The organism is Streptomyces sp. Y309 (assembly GCF_056712025.1).
Genome location: NZ_CM160048.1, coordinates 3,481,135 through 3,494,378, shown reverse-complemented (window position 1 = coordinate 3,494,378; position 13,244 = coordinate 3,481,135). Strand labels below are relative to the sequence as shown.

The following is a 13,244-nucleotide window of genomic DNA, read 5'->3' as shown; positions in this document are numbered from 1 at the left end:
GAGCCGTCCCCGTGTACCTGAGCCGTCCTCGCGTACCCCTTGTGCACCAGCAGCCTTTGCGCTTTCTTGATCGCATGGCCGAAACCACGGGTGGACCCACCGCAGCCGGGGACGTCGCGTCCGCGCCCCGCAAGTCCAGTTGGAAGTACATCGGTCCCGGCATCGTCGTCGCCGCGACCGGCGTCGGCGCGGGGGACCTCGTCGCCACGCTCATCGCGGGCAGCAACTTCGGCTACACGCTGCTGTGGGCCGCCGTCATCGGCTGCGTCGTGAAGATCTCCCTCGCGGAGGCGGCGGGGCGCTGGCACCTCTCCACGGGCCGCACTCTCTTCGACGGCTGGTCGAGCCTCGGCCGCTGGACGACGTGGTTCTTCGTGGTCTACGTCGTGATCTGGGGCTTCGTGTACGGCGCCGCGGCGATGTCGTCGTCGGGGCTGCCGTTGCAGGCGCTGTTCCCGGACGTCATGGAGCTCAAGTGGTGGTCGATCCTCACCGGCGTCGTCGGCCTGGCCTTCGTCTGGTTCAACAAGTACAGCGTCTTCGAGAAGGTCATGACGGTGCTTGTCGGCGTCATGTTCGTGGTCACCGTCTATCTGGCGATCCGCGTCACCCCGAACCTCGGTGACGCCTTCGCGGGCCTGCTGCCCGTCGTACCGGACGAGAAGGACTCGATCCTCAACACCCTCGGCCTGATCGGCGGCGTCGGCGGCACCATCACGCTCGCCGCGTACGGCTACTGGGTCAACGCCAAGGGCTGGACGCACACGGGCTGGATGAAGGTGATGCGCCTCGACAACCGCGTCGCGTACATCACGACCGGCGTGTTCGTCGTGGCGATGCTCTTCGTCGGCGCCGAGATGCTGCACTCCGCGAACATCGCGATCGCCGGCGGCGACAAGGGCCTGGTGCAGCTCGGCGACATCCTGGAGAAGGAGTACGGAACGGCCACCTCCAAGCTGTTCCTGATCGGCTTCCTGGCCACGTCCTTCACGTCTCTGATCGGCGTCTGGCACGGCGTGAGCCTGATGTTCGCGGACTTCGTGGAGCGCTACCGGAAGTCGAAGGCGGGCGCCGACAGCACGGCCCTCACCGGCGAGGAGGTGGCCTCCGGCGCCCGCGAGAAGTCCGTGCCGTTCCGCGCGTACCTGCTGTGGCTCACGTTCCCGCCCATGATCCTGCTCTTCGAGGGCCAGCCGTTCCGCCTGATCATCATCTACGGAGTGCTCGGCGCGGCCTTCATGCCCTTCCTCGCCCTGACACTGATCTGGCTGCTCAACTCCTCGCGCACACCGGCGGAGTGGCGGAACGGCTGGCTGAGCAACGGCATGCTGGCGGTCGCGGGGCTTCTGTTCCTGATCCTGTGCGTCAAGCAGATCACGGACCAGGACTGGGGGAGCTTCTTCTGACGCGCGGGGCGTACGGAAGCGCCGCCGGGGGAGCGGCGGCGCTTCCGGACAAGGGGGCTTACGGAAGCCCGTGGACGTGCGGCCCGACGGCGTTGGACCACGCGTTGCCGTTCGCAGCATCCCAGTTGGTGGACCAGGTCATGGCGCCGCGAATGCCCGGGTAGGTCTTCGACGGCTTGAACGAACCGCAGTTGGTGCCCTTGGCCAGGCAGTCGAGGGCGTTGTTCACCACGGAGGGCGCGACGTACCCGGACCCGGCGCCCCGCGTCGACGCCGGCGTACCGATGCCGACCTGCGACGGCGCGAGCCCGCCCTCCAGCTGGATGCAGGCGAGGGCGGTCAGGAAGTCCACGGACCCCTGGCTGTAGACCTTGCCGTCGCACCCGAGCATCGAACCGCTGTTGTAGTACTGCATGTTGACGACGGTGAGGATGTCCTTCACGTTCAGCGCGGTCTTGAAGTACTCGTTGTTCGTGGACTGCATGTCGATGGTCTGCGGCGCCATCGTCAGAACGAAGCCGGGGCCGGCCTTCTGCCCCAGGGACTTCAGGGCCTGCGTCATATAGGTGGAGTTGAGGCCGTTCTCCAGGTCGATGTCGACGCCGTCGAAGCCGTACTCCTGCATGAGGGAGTAGACGGAGTTCGCGAAGTTGTTCGCGGCCGCCGAGCTGTTGACCGCCACCGCGCCGCGCTCGCCGCCGACCGAGATGACGACGGACTTGCCCGCCGCCTTCTTCGCCTTGATGTCGGCCTTGAACTGGTCGACGGTGTAGCCGCCGAGCCCGGCCGAGTCGAGGTTGAAGGTCACCTGTCCCGGCGTGCCGGTGGCGTCCGCGAAGGCCACGGCGATGATGTCGTACTGGTCCTGGACCTGGCTCAACTTCTGCACGGTCGCGCCGTTGTTGAAGTTCTGCCAGTAGCCGGTGAGGGCGTGCTTGGGCACGGCCCGGCTCTGCGCGGGCCCCTGCGCGTCGGCGCCCGCCGTCGGCGCACCGGCGGTGAACAGCCCGGTCAGCGCGAGCCCGAGAGCGGCCAGTGCCCCGGCGAGGACACCGACCCTGCGGCGCGGACGTATGTGTGCGCGGTCCACTTCTGCCTCCGTGGGGGGAGTGTGGGGGAGCGGCCCACTGAGGGCCGGGAGGAAACGGTGGCCACCGCTGCTTGCTTGGTCGTACAAGCTGGTCCAGACCAATAAGGTTGTCAAGAGTTTGAACAGAGCGGGGCGGGGTGGTGATCCGACCGCGAAGAGTGACCGTCCGCGCTCCCGAGGTGGCTATTTCTGTGCGGTCGCGTGGGGACGCGCGGCCCCGCAGTCGTCGCGCAGGCAAAGTGTCGTGGCCTCAAACCTGGATGTGGCTCCCGTGGGGGAATGGCGTGTTGGCGCTCAAGGTCACCTCTCACGCTTACGGCGCATTACAGACGCCTCCCAGGCTGCCGGGAAGTGGACCCTCAAGTTCCGCCCGATCTACGGCACTTGGGGCTCCAGGGACACGCCAGAAATTGCACTGCCCTTCACATTGACTTCGGGAACTGGACCCGACAACGACGACCCGATGACGCCCGCCAAGGAGCGCACCTGGTCGGTCTGGCGCGGCTACGAGAAGGTCACGCATTACACCGGTGACAAGGGCGCCGACCGGCTGAGAACGGTCAACGTCTACATGCGCGGCATCGACGGGGCGGCCCCGTCCTGGACGTCGTACACGTACAACGAGGCGGGCCACCACGGGCGCGCGGGCGGCCACCTACGAATACGACAAGGCCGGCAACACGACGAAGCGCCCCGGCCCGAAGTCCCAGCAGACCCTGACCTGGAGCCCCGAGGGCAAGCTGGCGAAGACCCTCGAAGGCACGTCGGAGACGGGCTACTTGTACGACGCGACGGGGAACTCCCCGTCCGCCGCGCCAAGGGGGACGGGGACACGGTCCTCTACCTCGGCGCCACGGAAGTCCGCCTGACGACGAAGGGCACAACCAAGAAGCTCTCCGGTACGCGTTACTACACCACCAACGACCAGACGATCGCGGTCCGCACGGCTGCTGGCGGCACGACGGACTCGAAGCTCAGCTTCCTGGCCGCCGACCACCCACGGCACGTCGAGCGTGGCTCTGGACGCGACGAAGTATGCGGTGACCAAGCGGTACACGTCGCCCTTTGGGGCGCCGCGTGGGGAGAAGAGTCCCAACTGGCCTGACGACAAGGGGTTTCTGGGGAAGCTCGTCGACAAGGGGACTGGGCTGACGCACGTCGGCGCACGGGAGTACGACCCGGTGCTCGGCTCCTTCATTGGATATCTATCAGAGGTTCGAGTGACGAATAAGTCCGTGTTGGTGAGGGCGATCGGTGAGGCCGTCGAGCCTCTCGGATTCAGGCGGCGAGGCGACAATTGGTATCGAATCGCTTCGGACCTTTACTCGGTCGTGAATGTTCAACGGTCCAGGTGGGACGAGTCGTGGTACGTGAACGTAGCCTTCACGCCCGCGGAGCGGGTCGAGGCTGCTTGGGTGCCCGAATCGAAGTGCATGGTCCGATTCCGAGTGGATGCGTTGAACGCGATCTCCTCCGAAGGCCTTCGCCTCTTGCAGGAGGACCTCCCGGAGGGAATGGAGGAAGCGGAATTGCTTGCCGCTCTGGGTGAGGAGATCGTGGCCCCGCTGGTGCGAACCTTGGAGGGCGCTGCCGATCTGAATTCGCTTGGCGAAACCCTCGAATCTCAGACTTCGGGGCGTGTGTTCATTCATCGGGAAATGCGCGTCCTGCTGAATCGCCCTGCGGACTGAGTGGTGCATGCCTTGAGCTGCGGCCGGATTGCGATCAGGCCATGGCAGCCGTCGGTGCTCGCGGCAGGCAGGCAGGCAGGGCCGGAGCCGGGCAAGCGTGAGGCGTACTCGCGAGGAGGGGGCGCAGCCGTGGGTCACGGAGGGGGCAACAGCTCTCACGCCTGGAGAGGGCGGACGCATCCCGACAACCCATAGGTGAACAGTGGGAAGTTGGGTGTTGAGGTGGCCCCTGCCTGGATATGGTGCTCAGGCAGGAAGCCCAGTACGACAAGCGGGGCGACGAGGTGGGCGTGAGGACCGGGACCGGGGGTGTGCGGATGCCGACCGCGATAGCCGTCACCAGCCCCGAGCTGGTGCTGCCCTCGCCCGACCGCCACACCCCGACCGCCGCAGTCCTGCAGAGCGCGGTCCAGTCCCCGAAGACGCACTCGCTGGACGACGCGCTCACCGAGATGCACACGCTCATCGAGTACCACGGGTACGTGATCGTGCTGTGCCCGGCCTCCGCCCCGGACTCCGTACGGCACCGGCTGCACGCCATCCGGTCCGTGCTCGAGAGCGATCGCATCGCGCTGGTGCGCAGCGACCTGCCGCCGCTCGGGCTCTCCGTCCTCGCCCTCCAGTTACGGCAGTTGTCGATCTGCGACTTCAGCCCGGGCGTGCTCGCCTGCGCCGCCCGGCTGCTGAGCCACTACATCTACGCGGGCGCGCTCCTCGGCTCCGTCGCCAAGCTCGACCGCGTGCCCGTCACGCTCCGGTCGCACGCCAAGTCCTGGGTCCCGGGCGCCCAGTTCGCGGTGCTCGCGACGCCGCGGCCCGAGCTGGTCAAGGTGGGCGGCGGCGACGCGACGCTTCCGCAAGGGCCGGGTTTCAGTACGAAACTGCTGTACGCGAGCGGGCAGCTGGCGGCCGACTGGGTGGTCGGCGAGCTGTCGCCCGCGTGGAACGTGCAGGGCGCCGCGGACGTACCGCTGCCGGCCGAGTCGGCCCGCTGGTGGGCCACCGGCAAGCTCGTCGAGTTCGCCGCGGCCATCCCCGACATCTCCGTGCTCTACCAACTGGTGTCGTCCGTGCGGAGGGAGGACTGCCACTGGTGCGGTCTCGAACTCATCGGTGACCGCTGCGCCTTCTGCGCCGCGCCGATGAAGCCGATGAGCACGGCGGCCGAACCAGCAGTACGCGCCTTGCCCCGTGGCGCGACATAGCCCACCGTCCTCCTTGCGTACGTACCGCGCATCCGATGTCCCACGCACCACCCCGCTCACTGTCCGTAGCCACACGCACTCGCTGCACGATCGAACGAGGTAGGTAGTCCGGCCCATGAATTCACGCCAGCGCCGCGGTGTCATCCTGCTGGTCCTGTCGGTCCTGTGCGCGCTCGGCGCGTTCGCCGGCGTGCTCTCGGTGATCCGCGACGTGAACTCCAAGGTCGGGCCCGAGGTCGAGGCGTACGAACTCAAGACGGACGTCGCGCCCTACAAGGAACTGGAACCCGGCCAGTTCAAGAAGGTCGAGATGCCCGAGCGGTGGCTGTCGGACAACGCCGTGACCAATCTGCGGGAGATTCGCGGCAAGATCGCCGTCACGCAGTTGCGCAAGGGCTCGCTGCTGCAGACCGACATGATCGTGAAGCGGCCCCAACTGGCGCCGGGGCAGCAGGAGATCGCGATCATGATCGACGCGGCGACGGGTGTCGCCGGAAAGATCACGCCCGGCTCGACCGTCAACATCTACGCCACCTTCAAGGCCGAGGACGAAAAGGGCGCGGACCAGTCGAAGGTCATCGTGGAGGGTGCGAAGGTCATCGACGTCGGCAAGCTGACGTCGATCGACGCCGACCCCGACGACCGTTCCCGGCGCCGCGCCGCCGACGCGGTGCCGATCACGTTCGCCCTTGACACCAAGGACGCCCAACGCGTCGCGTACGCCGAGTCGTTCGCCTCGCACGTGCGGCTCGCCCTCGTCGGGCAGGGGGGCGAGGCGGAGGTGCCGCGCGGCGACCGCACGTACACCTTGGACGAAGACAAGTGAGGACGAGGGGGCCAGTCATGTACGTTCCCCGGGCCGAGGGAGGCCGCGCGTGACCACCCGAATCCTGCCCGCCGTCGGCGACATGGACGCGGCGCGCGCCCTCACCGCCCTCGCCGCCCAGCTCCCGGACGCCGAACCCGCGGCGCCCGTCCGGGACTCGACCGCGCTCCTGGACACCCTGGCCCGCCTCGCCGCCGAGTCCCTCGACGAACTGCCCGAGGTCGTCCTCGTACACGAACGCATCGCGCCCGTGCCGGCCCTGGACCTGATCCGCGACCTGGTGCTGCGGTTCCCCGCGGTGGGCGTCGTGCTCGTCACCGCCGACACCAGCCCCGCGCTGCTGACCGCCGCGATGGACAGCGGCGCCCGCGGCATCGTCACCTTCCCGCTCGCCTACGACGCCCTCGCCGAGCGGGTGCAGGCGGCCTCGGCCTGGTCGGCGGGGATGCGGCGGCACCTGGGCAGCACGGCGGTGGAGCTGTACGGCGGCGGGCCGGGCGCCGCGGTGCCCGGCGGCGGGCAGGTCGTGGCCGTCACCGGCGCCAAGGGCGGCGTCGGTACCACCCTCACCGCCGTCCAGCTCGCCCTCGCCGCGCAGGCGTCCGGCCGCAGCGCCGCCCTGCTCGACCTGGACCTCCAGTCCGGCGACATCGCCTCCTACCTGGACGTGCAGTTCCGCCGCTCCGTCGCCGACCTCGCCTCGATCAGCGACATCTCGCCGCGCGTCGTCCAGGACGCCGTGTACGCCCACGAGTCCGGCGTCGGCCTGCTTCTCGCGCCCGCCGACGGGGAGCGCGGCGAGGAGATCACCGACCGCGTCGCCCGGCAGACGGTCAACGCGCTGCGCGGGCGGTACGACGTCGTGGTCGTCGACTGCGGTACGTACGTCACGACGGCCACCGCCACCGCCATAGAGATGGCCGACCAGGCCGTCCTCCTGGTGACCCCGGACGTGGTGGCCGTGCGCGCCGCCAAACGCATGGTGCGGCTGTGGGACCGGCTCCAGATCCGCAAGGCGGAGGAGACGGTGACGGTCGTCAACCGGGCCGCGCGGGGCACGGAGATCCAGCCGTCGCTCGTCGCCCGCGTCACCGGCACCCGGGCGGCCCGCGCCACGGTCCCGGACGCCCCCAAGGAACTCCAGGCCCCCGTCGACGCGGGCCGCCTCCAGGACCTCGACAGCAAGTCGACGGTCAAGCAGGCGCTGTGGGGGCTCGCGGGTGAACTGGGCCTGGTGGAGACGGAGTCCGCGGGGCACGGACGCAAGGGTGGCCGCGGGACGCGGCGCCTCGGCAAGTCCGAGCGGGGCGACCGCGGCGCGGTCACCCTCGAATTCGCCGGGATGTTCCCGCTGGTGCTCACCGTCATCGGGATTCTGTGGCAGTGCGCGCTGTACGGATACACGTATTCGTTGGCCGGGAACGCGGCGGACGAGGCGGCTCGGGCGGCTACGGCCGCGTACGCCTTGGACGGCGACGGGCAGGGTGCCTGCGAGGCCGCCGGAAAGGAACATCTTCCCGGGGCCTGGCAGGACGCCACGATCTCCTGCGTGCCCGCGGGCGACGTGGTGGAGGCCACCGTCAAGGTGGACGTGCCGCTGTTCTTCCCCGGAGTGGAGACGGGGTGGTCCGTCGACGCGAAGGCGGGGGCGGCGAGTGAGGGGGAGGACTCGCCGTGAGGGGTGTGTTGCGGCGAGCCGCGAGGCTCCGTAAGGCAAGGTGCCGCCGCTGCGACGACGCTGGCGTCTCCATGCTGGAGTTCGCCGGTTTCCTCCCCATCCTCCTCCTCATCGGCCTCGCCGCGATCCAGCTAGGCCTGGTCGGCTACGCCGCGAACCAGGCCGGTTCCGGCGCACGGGCGGCGGCCCGGGTGGCCTCGCAGGGAGAGGGCGGCGGCGAGGCGGCGGGGCACGCGGCGATGGACAGCGGTCTCGACGCCGACGTAAGCGTCGGCGACGGAAGCGGCGAGACGACCACCGCCACCGTCACCGTCCAGGTCCCCACCCTCCTCCCGTTCGTCGACACCGACTGGACCGTCACCAAGTCCGCGACGATGCCCAATGACGACCCCGACGCAGGAGGCTGACCGCATGAGCCTGCGAGCCCGCATCGCGTCGCCCGCCGACGCCGCCGCCCCCAACCGCGACGACAGCCTCGTGGCGACGTACCGCGTGAAGCTGCTCGAAGAGATCGACCTGGCCGAGATGTCGTCCCTGACGGCGTCCGACCGCCGCGTCCGCCTGGAGCGCGTCCTCAACCACATCATCAGCCGTGAGGGCCCGGTCCTCTCCTCCTCCGAGCGCGCCCACCTGGTCCGCCGCGTCGTCGACGAGGCGCTCGGCCTCGGCGTGCTCGAACCGCTGCTCGCGGACGCCTCCATCACGGAGATCATGGTCAACGGTCCCGACTCGATCTTCGTGGAGCGCGCGGGCCGGGTGGAGCAGCTCCCCCTCCGCTTCGCGTCGAACGACCAGCTCATGCAGACGATCGAACGCATCGTCTCCACCGTGAACCGCCGCGTCGACGAGTCGAACCCCATGGTCGACGCCCGCCTGCCCACCGGCGAACGCGTCAACGTCATCATTCCGCCGCTGGCCCTCACCGGCGCGACCCTCACCATCCGCCGCTTCCCGCGCGCGTACACGCTGCCCGAGCTCATCGGCCTGGGCTCGCTCGACGAGCACATGCTGATGCTGCTCGCCGCGTTCGTCAGGGCCCGCTTCAACATCATCGTGAGCGGCGGCACGGGCTCCGGAAAGACGACCCTCCTCAACGCCCTCTCCGGCCTGCTCCCCGCCCACGAACGCATCATCACCATCGAGGACTCGGCGGAGCTCCAGCTCCAGCAGGACCACGTGATCCGGCTCGAGTCCCGGCCCCCCAACGTCGAGGGCAAGGGCCAGATAACGATCCGCGACCTCGTACGGAACTCCCTGCGCATGCGCCCCGACCGCATCATCGTCGGCGAGGTCCGCGGCGGCGAGACCCTCGACATGCTGCAGGCCATGTCGACGGGCCACGACGGCTCCCTCGCCACCGTCCACGCGAACACGGCCGAGGACGCCCTGACCCGGCTCCAGACCCTCGGCTCCATGTCGGAGGTCCAGGTTCCCTTCGAGGCCCTGCGCGACCAGATCAACTCGGCCGTGGACGTGGTCGTCCAGCTCGCCCGGCACGCCGACGGCTCCCGCAAGGTCGCCGAGATCGTGCTCCTGGTCAGCCACGGCCGCCAGCAGTTCCGCATTGCGCCCGTGACCCGCTTCGTACCGCGCCCGGTCGGCCCCGACCGCATCGTCCACGGCTACTTCGAGCACCTGCCGCTGCCACGCCCCGTCGCGGAGAAGCTGTACGTCGCGGGGGAGCCGGTGCCGCCCGCGTACGGCGTGGCCGAGGCCATCGACGTACTGAACACCAGGGAAGCGATCGGCTGATGAACAACCCCACGCTGCTGGCCCTCGGCGCCACGCTCCTCACCGGCACGCTGGCCGTCGCCGGGCTCCAGACGTACGCGTCCGGGCGCGCCCAGCGCCAGGCGCTCGAGGACCGCCTGGCGGGCGAGGGCTCCCGGCCGGCTTTGGAGGGCGGCGGCCGGACCCGCCGCTTCACGGCCGTCGACCGCCGCCTGCGCCGCACGCGCCTGGGCCGCGAACTCCAGCTCCGCCTCTCGGCAACGGGCCTGGACCTGACCCCCGGTGAGTTCTTCACGTACGTCATGGCGGTGGTCGCGGCCCTCTGGCTGATAGCGGCGGCATCCCTGGCCCCGTTCTTCGGCCCCATCGCGGGAGTCGTGGCGGCGTGGAGCGCCGTCATCTTCCTCAACTGGCAGCGCCAGAAGCGCATCGAGGCGTTCATCAACCAGCTTCCGGACGTGGCCCGCATCCTGGCCAACGCGACGGCGGCGGGCCTGGCTCTGCGCACCTCCCTGGCCATGGCGGCCGAGGAACTGGAGGCCCCCGCGGGCGAGGAACTCTCCCACGTGGCCCACCAATTGACGCTGGGCCGCTCCATCGACGACACCCTGGAGGAGCTGGCGCAACGCCTCCCCTCCCGCGAACTGATAGTCCTCGTAACGACGTTGGTCCTGTCCAACAAGGCGGGCGGCTCGGTGGTGAATTCGCTGAGGAACCTCACGCAGACCCTGGAGGACCGCAAGGAGACGCGGCGCGAGGTCCGCACGATGCTGTCGGAGGTCCACGCGACGGCGTTCACGGTCCCGCTCCTGGGGCTCGGTTCTCTGCTGCTGATCAACTCCTCGAACGAGGGCGCCCTGGAGCGCGTGACGGGCTCCCCCCTCGGCCAGACCCTGATCCTGATCTCGCTGGGCCTGTACGCGGTGGGCTTCTTCGTCATCAGGCGCCTCGGGAAGATCGAGGTGTGACGACGTGATCGCTCTCCTGCTTGCCGCACTGATGGGCCTGGCCGTGGCCGGCGCCGCCCAGGGCATCCGCATGTACCGCGCGGAGGCGAAACTCCCGGCCGACCTGGCCGTCGCCCTGGAGGTCGGCGCGTCACGCGTCTCCGCGGCGGGCGGGGCGGTGGACCGCCTGGGCATGCGTTTCGCGCCACTCGTGCTGCGGCTCATGGGCCCGAAGCGCGTGGCCGCCAAACGCCGCCGCATCGACATGGCGGGCAACCCCGGAGGCCTCACGATCGACCGCTATGCCGCTCGCCGCGCGGTGTACGGAATCTTCGGCGTGGTCCTGGGCCTGATCTTCCTCACCAACAACCAACCCCTCTTCGCGGCCATGACCTTCGTCTTCGGCGCGGTGGCGGCGGACGCCCTGATCTGGCAGGCCATCCGCGAACGCCGCGAGGTCATCGACCGCACCCTGCCCGACTTCCTCGACGTCCTCGCCGTCGTGGTCTCGGCGGGCCTCGGCTTCCGGCAAGCCCTCGACCGCGTCGCGGAGAAGTACGAGGGTCCCTGGGCCGATGAACTCCGCATCACCCTCCGCCAGATGGACATGGGCGTGAGCCGCCGCCAGGCCTTCGACGAACTGCGCAAACGCAACTCTTCGGAGCAGGTGGCCCAGTTCGTCTCCGCCCTCCAACAGGGCGAGGAACTCGGCTCCCCGATCGCGGACACTCTGATCCAACTCGCGACCGACATGCGCCGTACGGACGCCCAGAATTCCCGCCGCCGCGCCGCGAAGACCATCCCCAAGGCGACGATGGTGACGCTTGTCTTCATGCTTCCGGCCACGATGATCCTGATCGCTTCGGGGATGTTCCTCGGGTCGGGGTCCGACTTCGGTTCGATTCTGGGGCGGTGACGGTCGTCAATGTCTTCGCTGAAGCAACTTACGAGGAGCGCGACGAAGGGGTTCGTGCGGCGGCGCACCGCACCGCGGCGAATAGGCCAACCTGCGTGCACGGACGCAAGCCGGTTGCGCGAAGGCCCTGTTGGGGCAGTTGTTGTGTCGTACGGTGCGCGCGTGCGCGTGGTCGGCCGAACCGGCTGGACCGGCCGGATCGACCAGATCGGCCAGTGCAGGCAGTTGGTTCAGATGGGTCAAGTAGTCGGTTTCGGGTGGGAGAGAAAGGTCGTCCGTCATGCTGAAGGATCGCGTGCTGGGAGCGTGGGTGACGTGGACGCTGACGGTGGCTTCCCGGGTTCGGGGGATGCGGGGGAGCGAGCGGGATCGGGGGGCGGGGTTCGTGGAGTATGCGGGGTTGATGATTCTGATTGCGGGGATCTTCACCCTGATCGACCAGCTCGGCCTCGACGGTCTGATCTCCGGTGCAATCGGGGACGCCGTCGACCGGGTCATCGGCGGCTGACGCCCGGCGGCCCGCACAGGGACCGGGGGTCGACGCTCCCCATCTACATCTGGGTGACGGGCATCCTGCTCTTCGCTGCCCTCGCGTTCTTCGCCTTCGCCCAGGCGGCTTCCGCGCGGAATGGTGCGCAAACGGCGGCAGACGCTGCCGCGTTGGCCGCTGCACAGGAGTCCCGTGACGACTTGATCGAGGGTCTGGGTGAGGCGATCGCCGCCGGAGAAGGCGATGAGTGGCTCGACTGGCTCGTTGGTGACGCAGTGACGCCGAACAGTGGGGCAGAGGCGGCGGCCGAAGCGTTGGCCGCCGAGAACGACTCCGGGGTCACCGGCTTCGAGCCTGCCGAGGTGAGCGGCTATCCGGGCTACTGGGCGGAGGTCACCACCAATTACACCGTGGGTGACTCGATCATCCCGGGTACGGAGACGAAGCACGCCAAGGCCGAGGCGACCGCTGTCATCAAGCCCCGTTGCGAGCTGGCCGAGTCTGCCGATCCGGAGAAAGCCGTGGAGTTCACGTGCGACGGTAATGACGAAGCCATCGAGATAGACCCGGACGACTTCGAACTGGGCGACCTCCCCGACGCGGCCGATCTGTTCTCCGTACACCTGGCCGACTGACAAGCGACCACACAGAAAAGGAAGCCGTTGAGATGAAGCTTCGGCGCACTATGAAGACCCGCAGGGCAATGACCGCGGTGGCGATCACGACTGGGCTGGTCCTCACGGTGGTCGGCTGCGGTGGCGGCGATGACGGCAGTGACGACAAGCCCAAGGGGGACTCGTCTTCGTCCGCGTCCGACGCAGGTGACAGCGGCAGCGGGAAGCAGAACGAATCCAAAGAACCCGCAGACGAGGTGCTGGCCGAGTCGAAGGCCGGAGACATTTCGGTGGCCATAACGTCAGCGGCTCGCGATCAGGGTGGATTCGTCACGGTTTCCGGCACTGTACGAAACGATGGAAGCCGTTCCTGGCTGGGCGCGGACTGGCAGAGCGACGAGCGCGAACTGGCCCCGAACGGCGGCTCGTTGTCGGGCGCGAGTCTGGTGGACGGTAAGGGCAAGAAGCGGTATCTGGTTCTGCGTGACACTGCCGGTCGGTGCCTGTGCACCAAATTCAGCCGTCTCAGGTCGGGGGAGAGCGCGAGTTGGTTTGCGCAATTCCCCGCACCGCCAGAAGACACCAACGAGGTCACGTTCCAAGTAGGGCCGATGCCGCCGGCCACGATCGAAATCTCCGAGGGCGAGTAA

Annotated in this window: 14 protein-coding genes; 13 read left to right on the top strand and 1 reads right to left on the bottom strand. The window is 68.8% G+C overall.

Going from position 1 to position 13,244, the window contains the following annotated elements:
* The first annotated feature begins 74 nt into the window (after window positions 1-74).
* Window positions 75-1,406, top strand: a complete 1,332-nt coding sequence (locus AC0KTA_RS13455; protein ID WP_481055360.1) for an Nramp family divalent metal transporter — start codon at window positions 75-77, stop codon at window positions 1,404-1,406.
* 58 nt (window positions 1,407-1,464) lie between these two features.
* Here the strand turns inward: AC0KTA_RS13455 and AC0KTA_RS13450 are convergent, their stop codons facing one another.
* Window positions 1,465-2,496, bottom strand: a complete 1,032-nt coding sequence (locus tag AC0KTA_RS13450) for a chitinase (protein ID WP_481055359.1) — start codon at window positions 2,494-2,496, stop codon at window positions 1,465-1,467.
* Window positions 2,497-2,959: 463 nt separating this feature from the next.
* Between AC0KTA_RS13450 and AC0KTA_RS13445 the strand changes: the two genes are divergently transcribed.
* The 12 genes from AC0KTA_RS13445 (at window position 2,960) to AC0KTA_RS13390 (ending at window position 13,244) form a co-directional block, all read left to right on the top strand.
* Window positions 2,960-3,601 (top strand): hypothetical protein, encoded by a 642-nt coding sequence (locus AC0KTA_RS13445; protein WP_481055358.1) that lies wholly within the window; start codon window positions 2,960-2,962, stop codon window positions 3,599-3,601.
* Window positions 3,537-4,187 (top strand): DUF4304 domain-containing protein, encoded by a 651-nt coding sequence (locus AC0KTA_RS13440; RefSeq protein WP_481055357.1) that lies wholly within the window; start codon window positions 3,537-3,539, stop codon window positions 4,185-4,187. Before AC0KTA_RS13445 ends, AC0KTA_RS13440 begins: the two co-directional genes overlap by 65 nt.
* Before the next feature lie 239 nt (window positions 4,188-4,426).
* Window positions 4,427-5,392 (top strand): hypothetical protein, encoded by a 966-nt coding sequence (locus tag AC0KTA_RS13435; protein WP_481055356.1) that lies wholly within the window; start codon window positions 4,427-4,429, stop codon window positions 5,390-5,392.
* 115 nt (window positions 5,393-5,507) lie between these two features.
* Window positions 5,508-6,218, top strand: a complete 711-nt coding sequence (gene cpaB / locus AC0KTA_RS13430; protein WP_481055355.1) for a Flp pilus assembly protein CpaB — start codon at window positions 5,508-5,510, stop codon at window positions 6,216-6,218.
* A gap of 49 nt (window positions 6,219-6,267) precedes the next feature.
* The gene (locus AC0KTA_RS13425; protein ID WP_481055354.1) at window positions 6,268-7,896 is read left to right on the top strand and encodes a CpaE/TadZ family protein; all 1,629 of its coding nucleotides are present in this window, start codon (window positions 6,268-6,270) and stop codon (window positions 7,894-7,896) included.
* A gap of 71 nt (window positions 7,897-7,967) precedes the next feature.
* On the top strand, window positions 7,968-8,303 hold the full coding sequence (locus tag AC0KTA_RS13420) for a TadE/TadG family type IV pilus assembly protein (protein ID WP_481055353.1): 336 nt from the start codon (window positions 7,968-7,970) through the stop codon (window positions 8,301-8,303).
* A gap of 4 nt (window positions 8,304-8,307) precedes the next feature.
* Window positions 8,308-9,648, top strand: coding sequence for a TadA family conjugal transfer-associated ATPase (locus AC0KTA_RS13415; protein WP_481055352.1), 1,341 nt, complete (start codon window positions 8,308-8,310; stop codon window positions 9,646-9,648).
* Window positions 9,648-10,595, top strand: coding sequence for a type II secretion system F family protein (locus AC0KTA_RS13410; RefSeq protein ID WP_481055351.1), 948 nt, complete (start codon window positions 9,648-9,650; stop codon window positions 10,593-10,595). The genes AC0KTA_RS13415 and AC0KTA_RS13410 overlap by 1 nt, the downstream gene beginning before the upstream one ends.
* 4 nt (window positions 10,596-10,599) lie before the next feature.
* Window positions 10,600-11,490, top strand: a complete 891-nt coding sequence (locus AC0KTA_RS13405; protein ID WP_481055350.1) for a DUF5936 domain-containing protein — start codon at window positions 10,600-10,602, stop codon at window positions 11,488-11,490.
* A gap of 280 nt (window positions 11,491-11,770) precedes the next feature.
* The gene (locus tag AC0KTA_RS13400; protein WP_481056745.1) at window positions 11,771-11,998 is read left to right on the top strand and encodes a hypothetical protein; all 228 of its coding nucleotides are present in this window, start codon (window positions 11,771-11,773) and stop codon (window positions 11,996-11,998) included.
* The gene (locus AC0KTA_RS13395) at window positions 11,995-12,615 is read left to right on the top strand and encodes a pilus assembly protein TadG-related protein (protein ID WP_481056410.1); all 621 of its coding nucleotides are present in this window, start codon (window positions 11,995-11,997) and stop codon (window positions 12,613-12,615) included. The genes AC0KTA_RS13400 and AC0KTA_RS13395 overlap by 4 nt, the downstream gene beginning before the upstream one ends.
* 32 nt (window positions 12,616-12,647) lie before the next feature.
* Window positions 12,648-13,244, top strand: coding sequence for a hypothetical protein (locus tag AC0KTA_RS13390; RefSeq protein ID WP_481055349.1), 597 nt, complete (start codon window positions 12,648-12,650; stop codon window positions 13,242-13,244).

What these genes read in the sequence shown, in the direction of transcription:
- AC0KTA_RS13415 (WP_481055352.1), top strand. Translation starts at nt 8,308, where the DNA reads ATGAGCCTGCGAGCCCGCATCGCGTCGCCCGCCGACGCCGCCGCCCCC.
- AC0KTA_RS13410 (WP_481055351.1), top strand. Translation starts at nt 9,648, where the DNA reads ATGAACAACCCCACGCTGCTGGCCCTCGGCGCCACGCTCCTCACCGGC.
- AC0KTA_RS13390 (WP_481055349.1), top strand. Translation starts at nt 12,648, where the DNA reads ATGAAGCTTCGGCGCACTATGAAGACCCGCAGGGCAATGACCGCGGTG.
- AC0KTA_RS13445 (WP_481055358.1), top strand. Translation starts at nt 2,960, where the DNA reads ATGACGCCCGCCAAGGAGCGCACCTGGTCGGTCTGGCGCGGCTACGAG.
- AC0KTA_RS13435 (WP_481055356.1), top strand. Translation starts at nt 4,427, where the DNA reads ATGGTGCTCAGGCAGGAAGCCCAGTACGACAAGCGGGGCGACGAGGTG.
- AC0KTA_RS13400 (WP_481056745.1), top strand. Translation starts at nt 11,771, where the DNA reads ATGCTGAAGGATCGCGTGCTGGGAGCGTGGGTGACGTGGACGCTGACG.
- cpaB (WP_481055355.1), top strand. Translation starts at nt 5,508, where the DNA reads ATGAATTCACGCCAGCGCCGCGGTGTCATCCTGCTGGTCCTGTCGGTC.
- AC0KTA_RS13455 (WP_481055360.1), top strand. Translation starts at nt 75, where the DNA reads ATGGCCGAAACCACGGGTGGACCCACCGCAGCCGGGGACGTCGCGTCC.
- AC0KTA_RS13420 (WP_481055353.1), top strand. Translation starts at nt 7,968, where the DNA reads ATGCTGGAGTTCGCCGGTTTCCTCCCCATCCTCCTCCTCATCGGCCTC.